General features: G+C 43.8%; 16 protein-coding genes. 12 read left to right on the forward strand and 4 right to left on the reverse strand.

Annotated features, from left to right (window positions below):
- Nucleotides 1-104 precede the first annotated feature (104 nt).
- Genes AC3CID_RS22650 through AC3CID_RS22660 form a run of 3 tightly spaced genes read left to right on the forward strand, consistent with a single transcriptional unit; the run spans nt 105 to nt 3548 of the window.
- The gene (locus AC3CID_RS22650; protein ID WP_488527519.1) at nt 105-1511 is read left to right on the forward strand and encodes a CHASE2 domain-containing protein; all 1407 of its coding nucleotides are present in this window, start codon (nt 105-107) and stop codon (nt 1509-1511) included.
- A 31-nt stretch (nt 1512-1542) separates the two neighbouring features.
- Nucleotides 1543-1920, forward strand: coding sequence for a hypothetical protein (locus AC3CID_RS22655; protein WP_488527520.1), 378 nt, complete (start codon nt 1543-1545; stop codon nt 1918-1920).
- Nucleotides 1920-3548, forward strand: coding sequence for a M48 family metallopeptidase (locus AC3CID_RS22660; RefSeq protein ID WP_488527521.1), 1629 nt, complete (start codon nt 1920-1922; stop codon nt 3546-3548). The genes AC3CID_RS22655 and AC3CID_RS22660 overlap by 1 nt, the downstream gene beginning before the upstream one ends.
- A 51-nt stretch (nt 3549-3599) precedes the next feature.
- On the opposite strand, the gene AC3CID_RS22665 is transcribed toward AC3CID_RS22660, so the two are convergent.
- Entirely contained in the window at nt 3600-4151 is a 552-nt protein-coding gene (locus tag AC3CID_RS22665) for a TetR/AcrR family transcriptional regulator (RefSeq protein ID WP_488527522.1), read from the reverse strand.
- Nucleotides 4152-4306: 155 nt separating this feature from the next.
- Here AC3CID_RS22665 and AC3CID_RS22670 point away from each other — a divergent pair, with 155 nt between their 5' ends.
- The 3 genes from AC3CID_RS22670 (at nt 4307) to arsB (ending at nt 6441) form a co-directional block, all read left to right on the forward strand.
- On the forward strand, nt 4307-4825 hold the full coding sequence (locus AC3CID_RS22670; RefSeq protein ID WP_488527523.1) for an HPP family protein: 519 nt from the start codon (nt 4307-4309) through the stop codon (nt 4823-4825).
- A 116-nt stretch (nt 4826-4941) separates the two neighbouring features.
- The gene (locus AC3CID_RS22675; RefSeq protein ID WP_488527524.1) at nt 4942-5283 is read left to right on the forward strand and encodes an ArsR/SmtB family transcription factor; all 342 of its coding nucleotides are present in this window, start codon (nt 4942-4944) and stop codon (nt 5281-5283) included.
- A 102-nt stretch (nt 5284-5385) separates the two neighbouring features.
- Nucleotides 5386-6441, forward strand: coding sequence for an ACR3 family arsenite efflux transporter (gene arsB, locus AC3CID_RS22680; protein ID WP_488527525.1), 1056 nt, complete (start codon nt 5386-5388; stop codon nt 6439-6441).
- A gap of 76 nt (nt 6442-6517) precedes the next feature.
- Here arsB and AC3CID_RS22685 read toward each other — a convergent pair whose 3' ends face one another.
- Entirely contained in the window at nt 6518-7408 is an 891-nt protein-coding gene (locus AC3CID_RS22685; protein ID WP_237298481.1) for a LysR family transcriptional regulator, read from the reverse strand.
- Between the two features lie 131 nt (nt 7409-7539).
- Here AC3CID_RS22685 and AC3CID_RS22690 point away from each other — a divergent pair, with 131 nt between their 5' ends.
- The 5 genes from AC3CID_RS22690 (at nt 7540) to glpD (ending at nt 13764) form a co-directional block, all read left to right on the forward strand.
- Nucleotides 7540-7971, forward strand: coding sequence for a PACE efflux transporter (locus AC3CID_RS22690; protein WP_237298483.1), 432 nt, complete (start codon nt 7540-7542; stop codon nt 7969-7971).
- Nucleotides 7972-8419: 448 nt separating this feature from the next.
- Entirely contained in the window at nt 8420-9274 is an 855-nt protein-coding gene (locus AC3CID_RS22695) for an MIP/aquaporin family protein (RefSeq protein ID WP_004732234.1), read from the forward strand.
- Nucleotides 9275-9333: 59 nt separating this feature from the next.
- Complete coding sequence (gene glpK, locus AC3CID_RS22700; RefSeq protein WP_171331211.1) at nt 9334-10857, forward strand: glycerol kinase GlpK; 1524 nt, start codon at nt 9334-9336, stop codon at nt 10855-10857.
- 292 nt (nt 10858-11149) lie between these two features.
- Nucleotides 11150-11935, forward strand: a complete 786-nt coding sequence (locus AC3CID_RS22705) for a DeoR/GlpR family transcriptional regulator (RefSeq protein ID WP_004732237.1) — start codon at nt 11150-11152, stop codon at nt 11933-11935.
- Nucleotides 11936-12204: 269 nt separating this feature from the next.
- Complete coding sequence (glpD, locus tag AC3CID_RS22710) at nt 12205-13764, forward strand: glycerol-3-phosphate dehydrogenase (RefSeq protein ID WP_488527526.1); 1560 nt, start codon at nt 12205-12207, stop codon at nt 13762-13764.
- A gap of 272 nt (nt 13765-14036) precedes the next feature.
- Here glpD and AC3CID_RS22715 read toward each other — a convergent pair whose 3' ends face one another.
- Together AC3CID_RS22715 and AC3CID_RS22720 are read right to left on the reverse strand one after the other, a co-directional pair.
- Nucleotides 14037-14273 (reverse strand): HP1242/YdcH family protein, encoded by a 237-nt coding sequence (locus tag AC3CID_RS22715; RefSeq protein WP_012600119.1) that lies wholly within the window; start codon nt 14271-14273, stop codon nt 14037-14039.
- Between the two features lie 702 nt (nt 14274-14975).
- Nucleotides 14976-15413, reverse strand: coding sequence for a MarR family winged helix-turn-helix transcriptional regulator (locus AC3CID_RS22720; protein ID WP_146455059.1), 438 nt, complete (start codon nt 15411-15413; stop codon nt 14976-14978).
- Between the two features lie 230 nt (nt 15414-15643).
- On the opposite strand from AC3CID_RS22720, the gene AC3CID_RS22725 reads away from it, so the two are divergent.
- The gene (locus AC3CID_RS22725) at nt 15644-17353 is read left to right on the forward strand and encodes an amidohydrolase (protein ID WP_488527527.1); all 1710 of its coding nucleotides are present in this window, start codon (nt 15644-15646) and stop codon (nt 17351-17353) included.
- The last annotated feature ends 39 nt before the right edge of the window (nt 17354-17392 follow it).

Genomic DNA, 17392 nt, shown 5'->3' on the forward strand with positions numbered 1-17392 from the left:
TATTGCTCCCATAAAACACAACTCTACAGTGCTATTTTTTTAAACAAATTTGCAACCAGTTGTTTACCAACAAATCACCTATGGATTATCGACGGCCAACATTCATGTCCTTTAGTTTAGAAATTTTTTGTAAAGCGTTAGTCACCACAGCTCTCATACTTCTCGTTTTTATCGTTGACCCGTTGGGCATCCGAAATTCAGCAGAAGACCATTACGAAGATCATATACTTAGACTCTGGTCACCGTTTTTTAGCCAAACCGTTTCTGATGAAATTGTAGTAGTGTTGATTGATGATCAATACATAGACGCAACCAAGACCTACCCGGTGAGCTATCGAAATCTTGCACGACTACTCAAAACCATTTCTCGTTTCGAACCCGATTCAATGTTCTACGACATTCTTCAACACCACGAGCACTCAGATAACCTAAACCGTTGGTTACAAACACTCGATAACCAAAAATTTCCCATTTTTATGGCCAGTAATACCACTTATGACACTGAACAAAGACTTAATGATCCGGAATCATTGAGACACAAAATAGCAAATGTCGCACAACTGGCAGCGGTATCTTGGAGTGGTGAAGGACGCTACTACCCGTTGTCTGTCCCATGGAATGATAAGACAATGAACACCGTTGCAGCTGCGATGTACCAAGACTGGTGTACACGAGATAAACAGTGCGATACCACATCTATCGGCAATATGGATGACGCTGTCATTGTTCAATGGAGTAACAAACACGCTAGTAAGCAGGAGTCATTTTTTCCACTTGGGTTTGACTGTGGGGAACATGCCAACCAGTTACAACAGTTAAAAGAGTTACTTGTCGTAAGCCTTACTCAAGGCATACAAGATCAAAATGATGTCGATGCTACACTCAGAAAACGCTGTCCGCCTTTTCTCACCATAGCGGCATCGAAGCTCAGTGCTCCTGGATCTGCAGGTTCTCGTGAACTAAAACAAGCGATTCAAGGGAAAATGGTATTGGTTGGCTATCATGTTACTGGTGGGGTTGACCTCGTAGTTTCGCCGGTCCATGGCACGCTTCCAGGCGTCTATTTTCATGCTATGGCACTCGATAACTTAGTAACGCTCAATGGCGAGTACTGGCGATCACCCGCCGATACAGGTCTATTCAATTTGAGCATTGCTGACATGGTCGAGATATCGGTGCAAACCATAGTTCTGTTTCTTGTTATTTGGTTTCGTTTCAATTTTTTAGAGCAACAAGAAAACCAGCATTTCAATGAACAACAAAAACTATGGGGCGCTTTCGTGCCCATACTTATTATCATCGCGGTCATCGGCATTTCAGTGGCGGTCTCCCATTTCGTGCTCAATGTGGGAGCTCCAAACTGGTACGGGTTAATCCTAATTATTTTTATCGATCTACCCATCTTTTTCTTCTTCATTTTTGAAGCTTTCAGACCAAAACTCCAAACTTATAAGGAAAGGGTCTGTCTATTCGCAAAAAACACAAAACATAAATTAAGAAAGACACAATAAACAACAAACATTCAGTAAATAAGGAACATTTATGAAATCGTTATCAACGTTAGTTTTAGGCTTAGGTATTGGTCTCGTACCATCAGTTGTGATGGCGCAAGAACAAATCAAGGTTATCGATTTTTTAGTCGACAACGTTTGGGTTTGTGATAAAAACAATGACTGTGCAGATGTACCAAAGAACACTCTGCCCGACCCAAAGAAAAACGGCTTAGTGGTTGAAAAATATGACCAAGAAAAGCAAATGATCATGGTAAAAATCAATGGCCAAGAAAAGTGGTTTGACCAAATTGAAGTGCAATTGAATAAGACAGCTGTGGCAAGTGTAGTATGTAGTACCCAAAAGATCAGTGCAAAAAGCGACAGTGGCACATATGCAACACTGGGGCTTGGTGAGGGCTGTAACTAATGAAAAAACTACTTTGGATCGCCGCACCTTTTTTGATCTCAGGTTGTGCTGTTGACAGCATCAACAATTTAATGAGCAGTAAATATGAGTCCTTCGATGGCAGATTTATTGACCAACATCTTGCTGAAACTAACGCACCAGAAAAGAGCACATCAGCAAGCAATACGGCTACTAGCAAAGAATTTCAAAACATCGTCAATACTCGAGCTGCCGCTGATAAGGACCTGATTGCTAACCCATACGTCAATAAATATTTGGAAGGCATTTTAGCCAAGATCGTCAAGGAGTGGGGCAAGCCTATCGATAAAGACATAACGATATTGGTCTCGTCCGATCGCAACTACTCTGCATATGCAACACCTAATACAATTGTGATTACCCAAGGCGTATTAGCAGACGCTGATTCTGAAGATGAGCTCGCGTTTATTATTGCCCATGAACTCTCCCACATCTTGTTAGAACACAATGAGACCAATGAGTATTTTGCTAAACAAAGCGCCTTAGTTAGTAAAACTGCCAATATAGCCATGAGCACAGCGCTCATCACGGATATGAAGGCAGAGAAAACCGTCAACGGCTATAAGGTTGCAAGCCAGAATAAGAGTTCGACCAAGAACCTGATTCAAGACTCTTATCGAGCGGGGTTAACCATCAATCGATTAAGCCGTGATGTAATAAGCTCTTCGATGAGCCGCAGCGACGAAGATGAGGCCGACCTACTTGGTATGGATCTACTGGTTAAGGCAGGATACAGCCCAAGAGCATTTTCACCTGTACTCGAGCGGCTGGATAGCAGCCAAAACCACACTGCTGCGCAACTGAAAGAGAAGAAGAAAGAATTCCAAAGCTTCGTTACCCTTGCCAGTGATGCGGGAAAACACTTATCCAGTGACAATAAATGGAGCAACCTGGGTTACTTAGCAGCAAACGAAGCTGGTACACAACTGCTACAAAGCTTCTCAGCCCGACATGCCTCTCCGATGGATCGTAAGAAAGACATGTCAGCGTACGTAAAACGTGAATATCGCACAGAGCGGAAAAAGCACCTTTCAACTGTCGAATTCGAAAAAGTTGTGAAAACGGGTAAGGGGAAACAGATTCAAGAGAACTATTGGTATGCATCGGAAGCATTCAAAGCATTGGAGTTTGGCGATATAAAAACCGCTGAGAAACTCGCGAGAAAATCCGTAGCTGGCCCAACCAAGCACCATGCTTACCCAAGACTTGCATTCTATGGTGTCCGAAAAATGCAGAATTTAGATTCCAAAGCATTACAAAACTTGGCGCTTATTAAAAACTGGGATTACGCCTCTATCCAAACCTTTACCCTCGCGGCACAATCTTATCGAGATCAGAAAAAACCACAGAGCTCACTCAAGCTTCTTGCGAAAGGCGAGCAAGTCATCGGTACCCAAGTACCATTCTTGCCTGAATACATCGCAGCTCATAAAGCATTAGGCAACAACACACAGGTAGCCGAGCTTCTTACCCAATGCCAAACGCTAAGTGAAAGTAATATCGTTGCGCAATGTCATAGTAATGCGGGTATTCCACTTCCAAAATCTAGTGAATCAAATAACGGTATAATGGACTCGTTCAGCTCACTGACCAATTTGGTTGAGCTGTAATTCACGTCGGCACCAGTAAGGACGCTTCTTACTGGTGTCATTTTAATGGAATCACTTGCAAAAGCCCGATAACTCAAACCAAGTTCGGTGATAATAAGACTTATCCGATTCTAAACTTTGGAACTCAGACCTTACAATCAGCCCTTCTAAAAATACCATCATCATTTCCGAGCGAACTAGATAGTCCTCGACTCCTGTTGATTCAATCGTACGTATTAATAGCTGCTTCAGCCAATATTTATGTTTTTTAGCTAGAGCAGAAATATCTCTGTCGGATTCTTTAAATTCGGCCAAGGCATGCATGAACATGCAGCCTTTGAAGTCAGGTTGCTCAAACCAAGCAAAGTGCCAATCCAGTAATGCATTTAGCTGACTCTGTGAGCCAGAAACCGATGCCAGTGCCACTTCTAAACTCGATTCAAAACGCTGGTGACGCCTTTCCAACACAGCTTCAATCAACTTAGTTTTTGACCCAAAGTGACGGTACATCGATGTCTTAGAAACCGCGGCCTCATCTCGGATCCTGTCTACACCAACGGCGGTATACCCAAATTGGTTAAACAAAGATTCAGCTACATCCAAGATCAGTTCTTTCTTACTCATGCCTATTACTCTTTCAAATCGGGAAAAATTTGATGCTGCTAAATTTACAGCTACTAAATTACCTGTTGCCAATAGTGTACAGATCTGTATCGTTTAACTCAATAGGTACATATCTGTACACTTTGTATTTTTAATCCTGAAAGAGGTCAATCACGATGATGAAAAAACTAATCGGCGGAGGTGAACTTCCACCACGGGCAACGCTCAGTCAGTTAATAAGGGGATTTGTTGGTGGCACGGTAGGCATTTTGTTTTTATGTTTACTCGCAGAGCAATCTAAAGTTCCTTGGTTGATGGCACCTTTTGGCGCGACTTGTGTTCTCTTGTTTGCCGTCCCAACATCGCCTCTCGCTCAACCAAGGAACATCATCGCTGGTCATTTTATCTCTGCCGCGGTTGGGTTGATCGCACTGTATGGGTTTGGTGATTCTTATTTAGTAATGGCGATGGCGGTAGGCTCGGCAATCATGTTGATGCAATATTTCCGCGCTGTTCACCCGCCAGCAGGAGCTAACCCAATCGTCATCGCGTTAGCTGGCACATCGGCTGTGGATTGGACTTTCCTATTTACCCCAGTTTTAATTGGTAGCATTGCATTGGTTTGTGTTGGGGCCATGCTCAATAACACATCAGCACACCAGAAGTGGCCGCTTTACTGGGTAGGTAAATCTTAAATCGACCTTAAGGTTGCCCATTCTTGTCAGGCATTAAATAAATTAGCGTTGACCACTAAAAGAAATGGGCTTACTATCAATCGTCTTTTAACGATTATAGAAAGCGAAACATCAATATGAACGAAACTTGCCTTACAACTGATGGCTGTGCTCTACCAATCGGACATGGTGATGTCGAAGCTGAAAAGCAAATGGCAACTCTAGCGAAAGCGCTCGCTCACCCGGCAAGAGTTCGTATATTGAGTATCCTTTCAACGTTAGAAAAATCGGGCGGCTGTTTGAACAGTGACTTGGTGAGTGAATTAGGTTTGGCTCAATCAACAGTATCAGAGCACCTAAGAATCTTGAAAACCTCAGGCTTCATCACTGCCGAATCGATACCACCGAAGATGTGCTATCGCATTAACCGAGATAATATTCAGCAATTTGAATCGCTTATCGACACCATTTTAAAATAGATTAACCACGCTTAGTTTGTCGAACACAATAAACTAAGCGTATTTTTTGCCTTTAAATATCGTTTTTCGACGATTAACGATAACAACCAAAGAGATAATATAATGAAACCAAAATTAGGTTTTCTCGATCGCTACTTAACGCTGTGGATCTTTATTGCCATGGGCCTTGGTGTATTGCTTGGCACCGTATTCCCACAAATCGAACAGTGGAACGAATCTATGTCTGTTGGCACAACCAACATTCCACTGGCGATTGGCCTTATCTTAATGATGTACCCGCCTTTGGCTAAGGTTAACTACAGCCTATTGGGCACTGTGGTAAAAGATAAGAAAGCCATCAAACTGTCTCTGATCATGAACTGGTTGGTAGGCCCTATCCTAATGTTCGTATTAGCGCTGACGTTCTTGGGTGATCACCCAGGTTACATGGTCGGCGTGATTCTAATTGGTCTTGCTCGTTGTGTGGCAATGGTTCTGGTTTGGAACGATATCGGCGGCGGTAACAAAGAGTACGGCGCGGCATTGGTTGCTCTAAATAGTGCGTTCCAAGTGGTGAGCTACAGCTTTATGGCGTGGCTATTCATCAGTGTTCTTCCACCAGTATTTGGTTACGAAGGCATGATGGTTGATATCTCGATGATCGATATTGCACACAGTGTACTTATCTACCTTGGTATCCCATTCCTAGCGGGCTTCTTAAGCCGTAAGATCCTTGTTTCGATGAAAGGCGAGCAGTGGTACAACGATGTGTTTATCCCACGCATCTCTCCAATCACATTGATTGCACTACTGGCCACTATCATTCTGATGTTCAGCCTAAAAGGCGAGATGATTGTAGAACTGCCAATGGACGTATTGCTGATTGCGGTTCCACTGACTATCTACTTCACAGCGATGTTCTTCATCAGCTTCTTCATTGGTAAGAAGATGGGTGTTGAATACGACAAGAACGCATCAATTGCATTCACAGCGACAGGTAACAACTTCGAGCTAGCAATCGCAGTGGCAATCTCAGTATTCGGTATCAACTCAGACCAAGCGTTTGCCGGTGTTATCGGTCCACTGATTGAAGTACCTGTGTTGATTTACCTAGTGAACGTGGCGCTTAAGATGAAAGACAAGTACTACAACGGTCAGACGGTTAAACCTAGCGTCTAGCGTCTACATCTAGCAAGCAAGCAAGCAGTATCACTTTAAACAGAAAGGCTCACACGCTAAGCGGTGAGCCTTTTCTTTATTCAGTTTCGTCTAATAAGCCTTTCAATGCTTGTTCAAGCCAAAGTAATGCAGGACCTTTTGAGCGTGTTTTAGACAGAACAAGATCAACGGGCGGCGACCATGTTTTGTGATCGAATGAGACATTAATCTCCATTAAACGCTGCTTATTCAACTCCTCTTCGACGAGGTGCTTAGGTAAGTATGCCCAGCCAATATCACTGCCGAGTACCATCTCTTTGATCACAATAAAGCTGTTTGACCACCATACCTTTCCGGCAATCAGCGGAAACTGATCCATCACCTTACCTTTGTCTCCCCTCAACATTAACTGACGATGCGGGAGTAAATCAGTGAGTTTCGCCACACCTTTTTTTGCGAGCGCATGCCTTGGATGACACACAGCAATAAACGGTAAGTGACCGATAAAGCATGGCTCAGAACCGACATCAAAAGCCAAGTTGGTAAACATCAATCCAATGTCGGCTCTCTCTTCGATAATTAACGGATTGACCTCTGTTGTGGTACACGCAACCAGTTCAACTTCAGTCGCCGGGAATTGATAACTGAACTGACTAAGGATCTTAGATAGATTCGGAACCAGTAATGAATCATCTAATGCAATTTTGATGAGCCCCTCTTCACCGCTGCCCATCGCGTTAACCGTCACATTCAGATCTTCAACCTGAAGCACGATTGCTTTGACCTGTTTAAACAGCTGCTCGCCCGCTTTGGTTAGTGAAGGCTTTCGAGTCGAACGATCAAAAAGCTCAACATTAAAATCTATTTCAAGATTACTGATGCCTTGGCTCACCGCCGACTGCACCTTACCCAAATGACGAGCACTGGCAGAAAACGACCCTAATTCAACGGCATACACAAACATTTTCAGTTGTTCAATGTTGTACATTTGGCTTCTCCCAAAAACTTATTATCACTATATGTGATACTAACTATCTTTATATTATCACTTAAGTAGATATTATCTAGCCAAGTCACTAGCCCATCGGCGGCTATTTAATCGTAAAGAGAGTTAGAAAAATGTCACATAAAGAACGCATGTTGCACATGGTGCTATTTGAATTGGTTGCTTTGGTTTTGATGGCAGGGCTTGCAACCTATGTTACAGGAAATGGCGCAGGTGAAATGGCAGGCTTAGCGCTCGCAATATCATTGATAGCGATGGCGTGGAACTACGTTTACAACTATGGATACGACAAAGTTTACGGAACAGACCGAAGCAAAAGAACCACGAAAACACGTGTCCTGCACGGATTAGGTTTTGAGCTTGGCTTAATGACAGTGACTCTACCTGTCTTGATGTGGGTTCTACAACTCGACTTCCTAACCGTACTGATCATGGACATCGGCCTAGTTATTTTCTTCGTACTTTACGCGATAGCGTTCAACTGGGCGTATGACTCAATCCGAGATCAATTGGTAGCGAAAGGAAAAGTGGCAGCTCTGGTTTAGAGCGGTAAGTTCGTATCATATAACAAGAACATACACCCAAATTAAAACTGCCAAACTACAACATAGTTGGCAGTTTATTCATTTATGCATATAAGCTCATTTATTAACTCCCTTCTAACATAGCAAGAACATCACATAGCCCCTCTCAAGCAAGTCTAATAATCCACCACTCACGAAGTAGCATCACAAATCCAAACATAAACTCCTCGTACCAGTTGCGCATTCATTTACATATAGGTAGTTTGAGCGACTTCGCAACCTATCAATTCGAGCAATGACGTTCATGCGAGCATCTTTTTCGAGCAAAAGTGTTCGGATTAACATTTCAAGTGACTTTAATTAACAATTTTATGCTCAAACGCTCACTTTTGATGTTCGTTTATTTTCGAGTTCGCAAATATATGCACAATACACGTGCTAGATAAGCAAAACTAAAAAGGACTCGAACATGACAACAAACAAACACCCTTCTTTATTTGGGCAATGCTTGGCTGAATTTATCGGTACAGGATTACTCATATTCTTTGGCGTTGGCTGTGTGGCCGCTCTGGTATTAACTGGTGCGACATTCGGACAATGGGAAATCAGCATCATCTGGGGCTTCGGTGTTGCGATTGCAATTTACTGTACTGCCGGCGTTTCAGGCGCACACATCAACCCAGCCGTAACGATTGCACTGGCCATGTTCCATGGCTTTGATAAAGCGAAAGTGGTGCCTTACATCATTTCGCAACTGCTTGGCGCTTTCTGCTCTGCAGCATTGGTTTACAGCCTGTACAGCAACCTATTTACTGACTACGAAATCGCACATAACTTTGTTCGTAGCAGCCAAGACGCACTATCAACTGCTGGTATCTTCTCGACTTACCCACATGCTTCACTTTCTTTCTTCGGCGCTTTTGCTGTGGAATTCGTGATTACTGCAGTGTTGATGTTTGCCATTTTAGCGTTAGGTGATGAGAACAACGGCGCATCTCGCGGTGCAATGAACCCTCTACTGATCGGTATTCTTATCGCGGTTATCGGTGGTTCTTTAGGTCCACTGACTGGCTTTGCAATGAACCCTGCTCGTGACTTCGGGCCAAAACTTTTTGCTTACTTTGCAGGTTGGGATTTCGCACTAAGCGGTGCTCGTGATATTCCTTACTTCATCGTTCCAATTCTTGCTCCAATTGCTGGTGCGTGTTTTGGTGGTTGGTTGTACCCACGTGTTATCGGTGCTTACCTACCAGTAGAAGGCCAAGGCTGCACAATTCCAAACCAATGTGAAACAGAAGAAGAAGCTGAACAAGCTCAAGCTTAATTCCTAAGCGACCCTACATTTACTAAAATATAAATAACAAAAGAAAAAGGATTCTTACCATGACCGAGCAAAAATACATTGTTGCCCTAGACCAAGGCACCACAAGTTCTCGCGCTGTAATCCTCGATCACGATGCAAACATCGTTAGTTCTTCTCAACGAGAATTCACTCAGATTTACCCGAAAGCGGGTTGGGTTGAGCACGATCCAATGGAAATCTGGGCGACTCAAAGCTCTACATTGGTTGAAGCGCTTGCTAAAGCAGGCATTCGCAGCGACGAACTCGCGGGTATCGGTATCACTAACCAACGTGAAACCACCATTGTTTGGAACAAAGAAACGGGCAAACCGGTTTACAACGCAATCGTATGGCAGTGTCGCCGTACTGCAGACATCTGTGAAGACCTTAAAGCACGTGGCCTAGAAGACTACGTACGTGACAATACTGGCTTAGTCCTTGACCCGTATTTCTCAGGTACCAAAGTAAAATGGATTCTAGACAACGTTGAAGGCGCTCGTGAAGACGCTGAAGCAGGCAAACTGTTGTTCGGTACGGTTGATACTTGGTTGGTTTGGAAAATGACTCAAGGACGTGTACACGTTACGGATTACACTAACGCATCACGTACTATGTTGTTCAATATCAATGACCTATGCTGGGATCAGAAGCTACTTGATGAGATGGGTATTCCTTCAATCATGATGCCTGAAGTAAAACGCTCTTCTGAGGTATACGGTCAAACGAACCTTGGTGGTAAAGGCGGTACTCGTATCCCAATCGCGGGTATTGCGGGTGACCAACAAGCTGCACTTTACGGTCAAATGTGTGTAGAAGCAGGCCAAGCGAAGAATACTTACGGCACGGGTTGTTTCCTTCTAATGAACACAGGCCAAGAGAAAGTAACCTCGAAAAACGGTCTACTAACAACGCTAGCATGTGGCCCTAAAGGCGAACCAGCATACGCACTAGAAGGTGCGGTATTCATGGGCGGTGCATCAATCCAATGGCTACGTGATGAAATGAAGCTGCTGGCTGGCGCAGAAGACTCTGAGTACTTTGCAACGAAAGTGGATTCTTCAAACGGCGTTTACGTAGTTCCTGCGTTTACTGGCCTAGGCGCGCCATACTGGGATGCTTATGCTCGTGGTACGATTGTTGGTCTGACTCGTGGTGTAAACTCTAACCACATCATCCGTGCAACGTTGGAAGGTATTGCTTACCAAACGCGTGACGTACTAGACGCGATGCAAGCTGACTCGGGCATCAAGCTAGCAAACCTACGTGTTGATGGCGGCGCAGTAGCGAATAACTTCCTAATGCAATTCCAATCTGACGTGCTAGATACTGAAGTTCATCGCCCTGAAGTAACGGAAGTAACCGCTCTGGGTGCCGCTTACCTTGCAGGCCTAGCGGTTGGTTTCTGGGACAGTATTGATGAGCTTCAAGACAAAGCCGTTCTTGACCGCACATTCATGCCGCACCACGACGAAGAGAAGCGTAACCGCCGTTACAAAGGTTGGAAACGTGCTATCAAGTGTGCACAGGTTTGGTCTGAGCTACACGATGACGATGACAACGAGTAATACTAAGTACTCAGCTAATCGTTAATCATTAGCCGCTGATCTAGGAACTCGAGTAATCTAATCGACTAGATTGTTCGAACCTCAGCAAACGAAACTAAAAAGAGCACTATTTTGTGCTCTTTTTTGCGTTTCAGGCTCAAATTCCGCGTTTTGCGCAGCGTTTTTGCGGTTTAGACATGATTCCTTACCATCATTACTTCTCTCTTTTCATCAATTCGAGCACAATAGCGTGAGTTTATATTTTCGATTTTGACGCGCTAGAGCCCTTTGCGCGCAGGGAGTGGTAAGTTAAGTGAAGCAGATACCAAGACACCAGCAGATTGTAGATCTGGTAAAAACACAAGGATATGTGAGTACCGAAGAGCTCGTTGAAAAGTTCGATGTCAGCCCACAAACCATCAGACGAGACCTCAATGAACTTGCCGATAGCAACAAAATTCGTCGCTATCATGGTGGTGCAACCATTCCTTTAAGCTCGGAAAACACCTCGTATAACACGCGTAAAGCGCTTAACTTCAACGAAAAAGACGTGATCGCCGACGAACTGGTTAAGCACATCCCAGATGGTGCAACCCTATTCGTTGATATCGGTACCACGCCAGAATCGGTAGCACGCGCACTCAACAAAAACCACAAACAACTAAGAGTCGTCACCAACAACATTAACGTTGCCAGCATCCTTCTACCGAACCCAGAGATCAAGGTTATCTTGGCGGGTGGCGAAGTGAGAAACCGTGATGGCGGTATAGTTGGCGAAGCGACACTCGATTTCGTGAAGCAGTTCCGCCTCGATTTCGGCATCTTAGGTATCAGCGGCATCGACTTTGATGGCTCACTGCTCGATTTTGATTACCACGAAGTTCGTGTGAAACAAGCCATCATCGAAAACAGCCGCAGTATCTTCTTAGCCGTAGACCACACTAAGTTTGGTCGTAACGCGATGGTTAAGCTCGGCAATATCTCTCAAGCGCACATGGTGTTTACTAATAAGCAGCCACCGGAAGAGATTCTGAACATCCTTAAAGATTCAGCAATACCATTAGAAGTGATCGATACCGCTCGTCCTGTGAGCGAATAACTCAACATAAGTGCTCAGTGACGCCATTTTCTTAAATGAATCACGATTCTTTATAGAAAAGTTAAAAAAGTAAAACTTGCTCGCTGTCACTGTCGCTTCTATGCTCGAATTAGACTTATTTGAACCTCTGCTTTCATAAGCAGAGGTTTTTTTATGCCCAAATCACATAAAACGCGCATAAACGAAAATAATAAATGACCGCAAACGAAAGTTCATATAGGATTCAATTATGTTCTAAAATGCTCGTTCGCTCAGAAGAGGTCAAAACCATGAGTGCTCAACAAAATAATTCAAACAACAGTACATCTTCCACTTTAGACTTGATCGTGATTGGCGGCGGCATCAATGGTGCAGGCATCGCGGCAGATGCAGCAGGTCGCGGTCTAAACGTTGGCTTATACGAAGAAAATGATTTCGCGTCTGCGACGTCTTCTGCTAGCTCAAAGCTTATCCACGGTGGCCTACGCTACCTTGAACATTACGAATTTCGTTTGGTTTCGGAAGCACTCGCTGAACGTGAAGTCTTGTTAAGAAAAGCGCCTCACGTTGCTCAGCCAATGCGTTTCCGTTTACCTCATCGACCATTTTTACGCCCAGCTTGGATGATTCGCTGTGGCCTATTCCTTTACGATAACTTGGGTAAGCGCACCACTCTTCCTGGAAGTAAGACAGTCAACCTAGCAAAATCAGGGCTACTGAAACCAGAAATGAAGACAGGCTTCGAATACTCAGATTGCTGGGTTGATGATGCTCGTATGGTATTGCTCAACGTGTTGGCAGCAAAAGAAAACAACGCAGAAGTACGTAACTACTGCCGTGTTGAAAAAGCACACCGCGAAGGTGGTATTTGGCATGTGACGATCCTTGATGTCATGACAAACCAACGCTTTGAACGCAAAGCAAAAGCGCTTGTTAACGCTGCTGGTCCTTGGGTTAAACAGTTCTTTGATGATGGATTAGAGCAGGCTTCGCCTCGTAACATTCGTCTTATCAAAGGCTCACACATTGTTGTGCCACGCATTCATGACGAACCACAAGCGTACATTCTGCAAAACAAAGACAATCGCATTGTGTTCATGATCCCTTACCTAGATAAGTTCTCGATCATCGGTACCACCGACCTTGAATACAAAGGCGACCCACGTGAAGTTGCCATTGATGATGTCGAAGTGGATTACTTGATTGATATTGTTAACCAGCACTTTGTTAAACAGCTCGGTCGTGAAGACGTAGTTTGGACATACAGTGGCGTAAGACCGCTTTGTGACGATGAATCTGATTCACCACAAGCAATCACTCGTGACTACACTCTGGAATTAGACGCAGAGCTAGATCAAGCACCACTGCTTTCGATCTTCGGTGGCAAGTTAACCACTTATCGTAAGCTCGGCGAAGCGGCACTTAAGAAGCTTGAGCCACACCTAACCAACATGGGCGCACCATGGACAGCTAACGACACGCTTCCAGGTGGTAACTTTAGTTGCAGCAGAGAGCAGCTTGCGAAGATGATCCACACTAAATACCCTTGGGCATCTGAAGCGCTATTGCTTCGCTACGTGACTCAATTTGGTACTTACACGTGGAAGCTACTGGAAGGTGCGAATAGCGAAGCTGACCTTGGCAGCCAATTCTCAAGCGAAGCTCATGGCGTTTATCAAGTTGAAATCGATTACTTGATCAATGAAGAGATGGCGATGACTGACGAAGACATCTTGTGGCGCAGAACCAAGCTTGGTCTGTACATGAATGAATCAGAGCAGCAAGCAGTAACGGATTACCTGAAAGAGAAGCTACAAAGCAAAGTAGTGAGCTTTTCTCAAGTAGGCTAATCCCACCAGCCTAAACATGGTTCAAGAACATACTTAACAACCAAGCTTAGCGTCCCCCGCGCTAAGCTTTTTTATATCCGCCCTATTTACAAAACCTTAGTGCTAATTGAGTTTGCCTATATCTACAGTTTCTTGTATCCAAACATTCTTATGCGTTCAGATAGGGACTGGAATGCAGAAACAAAAAAACTCCCGAAGGAGTTTTTATTGTCTCAATCTGCAATTCGCTAACTAACTATTTAATTTAGCTATTCAGCAAAATAACCCGCTAGCTAGGCAATTAAGCGAGCATGCAGTGAATCTTTAAGCTCAGAACGATCATGTTTTAGTTGGTGCATCGAGCCGTCATCAATGGGTGAATCTTTCAGCTCTAGTTTACGAATCTCTTTATCAAGGTTGTCGTATGTCTTCATATCTGCTGCAAAGCCATCGTCAGTTTTAGCAAGCTCAGCAATTTTGTCTTTCATTTCAGGAAATTCGTGAACAAGAGAGTGATTTTCACCTAGCATAGAAACCTCTTAAGTTGAGTAAAGTGATTAGTATTAAGCACATTTCATTATTAACCTTAGCAAGTGCTTCAAATAACAAATGAGATCCAGTACACAGCCTAGAATATAGACAATTCAGATTCACAAATTTACAACATCAGTCGGTGGGATACGCTGTTTTACATAGAAGAAAGCCTCGTGTAATCACAAGGCTTTTTAGGGGGGGGCTCTTTATAAGAACAGTGACAAAAATGATAATAACAGTAGCTAAAAAGGTGTTTCTGAAAAAGAGATTAACTACTACACCCACTCGTATCCACTTTATTCATTTGATCATGTGAAGATGTGTCAGAGCCTGTCGATTGGCATCCTGCCACAAACAATAGCGTTACAGATAAGATAAGCCATTTCATAATTAGTCCTCTTTTAGTCATGACTAAAGCATAGTGCTTAAAAACGCAGATACCTCAGCCATTAACTAAAGCCTTACCTCCCGATAAAGCCTTGGTTAATGAACAAAGCATCGCTTCATTAATTAACGACCGTTGAAAACCATAAAAACTTTCAAAAGCGAACAATAAACAACCATAACCCTATCGTTCTTCGCAAAAAACAAGCAAGTAGCAAAATCGGCAAACGCAGATTAAAGTGGACTCCGCTGGTTTACTAACTACTTAATTAAGTTTTGACCGACATGCTATATAGCAGTCTGGGTATAAAAACTTACTTAGCGAATGTCTCTTTCACATTATTAATCATTTGGCGATTAACTCGCTTCACTATCTCTAACTCTTCCTCGCTAATTCCGGCACTCAGAATATCATTCCAGTCGCCAATGATTTTGATCAGTTTTGGCTTAAGCTCTAATGCCTTTTCTGTTGGATAAACCAACTTAGAACGAGCGTCGTTTGGGTTACGCTTACGAGTAATCATCCCTTTGTCGACAAGCTGTTTCAATACTCGAGTCGCCATGGCTTTATCCACCTGCACCTTCGAAACCAGCACTTCCTGAGACACCCCTTGAGCAGTGTATAACTCCATAACGAATGGCAACTGAGAAAATGAAATATCATGCTGCTCTAACAAGTGGCTTACGATACTTAGCTCTTGTCGATAAAGAATAGAAACTTGTCTGCTTATTGGATCTTTTCTTGGGCTCACTTAATTGTCCTCAATAATAATTAGTTGACACATCAACTAATTGAGTGCGAGAATGTTGACATATCAACTAATTATCTTACAAATACAGTCCGCTTAACAGTAATAAAACACTAAATACCAGTAATTAAATACTGAGTAACAAGGCGCTGGGGCTATTTGTGACTTATTAGAAGCTACCGACAATTACTATTTTCGCCATCCATAACGTTCACACATAACAGGGGATACGCATGAAGACGACTTACCCACCTTTGCTGCTTTCGGCACTTATCGCGACACTTTCCTACTCGGTTAACGCTACAAGTAGCGCTACAACCACCATTGCGTACGTCAATGGCAATGTCTATACGGGAGTAGCGCCAGATCACTATGCAAAATCCCTGATCATTAAGGATGGTATTTTCACCTATGTGGGTGACAATGCACTACAAAGCCTTAAAGATCCTAGTCAAGCTACGGTCATCGACCTAAAGGGCAGCACCGTTGTTCCCGGCCTATACGATAGTCATATTCATCCTATTGGAGCGGGTGAGAAACTGCTGTTTGAATGCAACTTCCCACAATCGGCCTCTCTTGATGAGATCTTTAAGACCGTTGAAGGATGTGCTCAAAGTATTCCAGAAGGGAACTGGATAATCGGCGGTAGTTGGAGTGCAGAGACACTACAACACGCGAATGCCGAAACTTTAAAAAAATTGGATAAGGCATCTCAAGGACGACCGGTATTGCTCACTGATTTCAGTCACCACAATGTGTGGGCGAACACTGCAGCAATGGACAAGGCCGGTGTCACTGCAGGCTATGCGGATACCTATGGTAACCTTGTAATTACAGACAACAACAAAGCATTAACTGGATTCTTTCTTGAGCAAGCAGGTAAGCCACTGCAAGCCGTTGTGCCACCTCGCACCGACACTGACTATAAAATGGCCGCTCAAAAGGCAATCTCTGAGTTAAACAAAGTTGGTATTATTGGCGTTAAAGATTCATATGTTTTTGACAAGGAATACAAGGCCTGGAAAGCTCTAGATGACGAAGGCTCGCTCACAGCAAACGTCGCACTCTCTTGGGGTTGGCCGAGTGACAACAACCTCACCCAAGAGCAAAAACAGCAAGCGTTTAAAAAGATGGCGAAACCTAGCTCTGGCCACCTCAATACTATGTTTGCCAAGATGACGCTCGATGGCATCCCACCGACCAAAACAGCAGCGATGTTGGCACCCTACAACCCTGTAGAACAAAAAATTCTCGGCACACTCAACTACTCAGAAACATTACTGGCCACCAACCTGATGTGGCTAGACAGTAACGGCTACACAACCCAAGTACACGCAGTCGGTGACCGAGCAAGCAGAACGATGCTCAATGCCGTAGAAAAAGTGCGTGAGGTACAAGGGAGTTCTGGTCTAAGACATGAAATTGCTCATGCGTGTATTGTCGATCCAAGCGATATAGCTCGATTTTCAGAGCTCAATGTGGTGCCCAACTTCTCGCCAATTTTCTGGTATCCAAGCCCAATTCAAACCGGCTTAGAGAAGATATTAGGCAAAGAACGCGCAACACGAAACTGTGAAATGAAGACACTCTCTGATAACGGCTCTTTGCCAACCGGAGGCTCTGACTGGCCTGTCTCACCAGACGTAAACCCTTGGAAAGCAATGGAATCTATGGTGACTCGTCAGGACCCAAATGGTTTAAGCCCTGATGAAACGCTTTGGCCAGAACAACGTGTCACTATCGAGCAGGCTATTGAAATGTATACCGTAAATGGGGCAATGGCTCAGCGCATTGATAAACAAAGTGGCTCAATTGAAGTCGGAAAGTCAGCAGATATGCTGGTGTTAAGCCAAAATGTGTTTGAGGCAGAGCCTTCTGAGATTGGAGAAACCGAAGTCATAACAACAGTATTCGAAGGCAAAACGATATACAACGCTCAATAGCAGCGACTCCCCTAACAAGAAAAAGTATCAAGAGCCACT

The sequence above is a fragment of the Vibrio sp. QJM3NY_21 genome, from assembly GCF_057785975.1.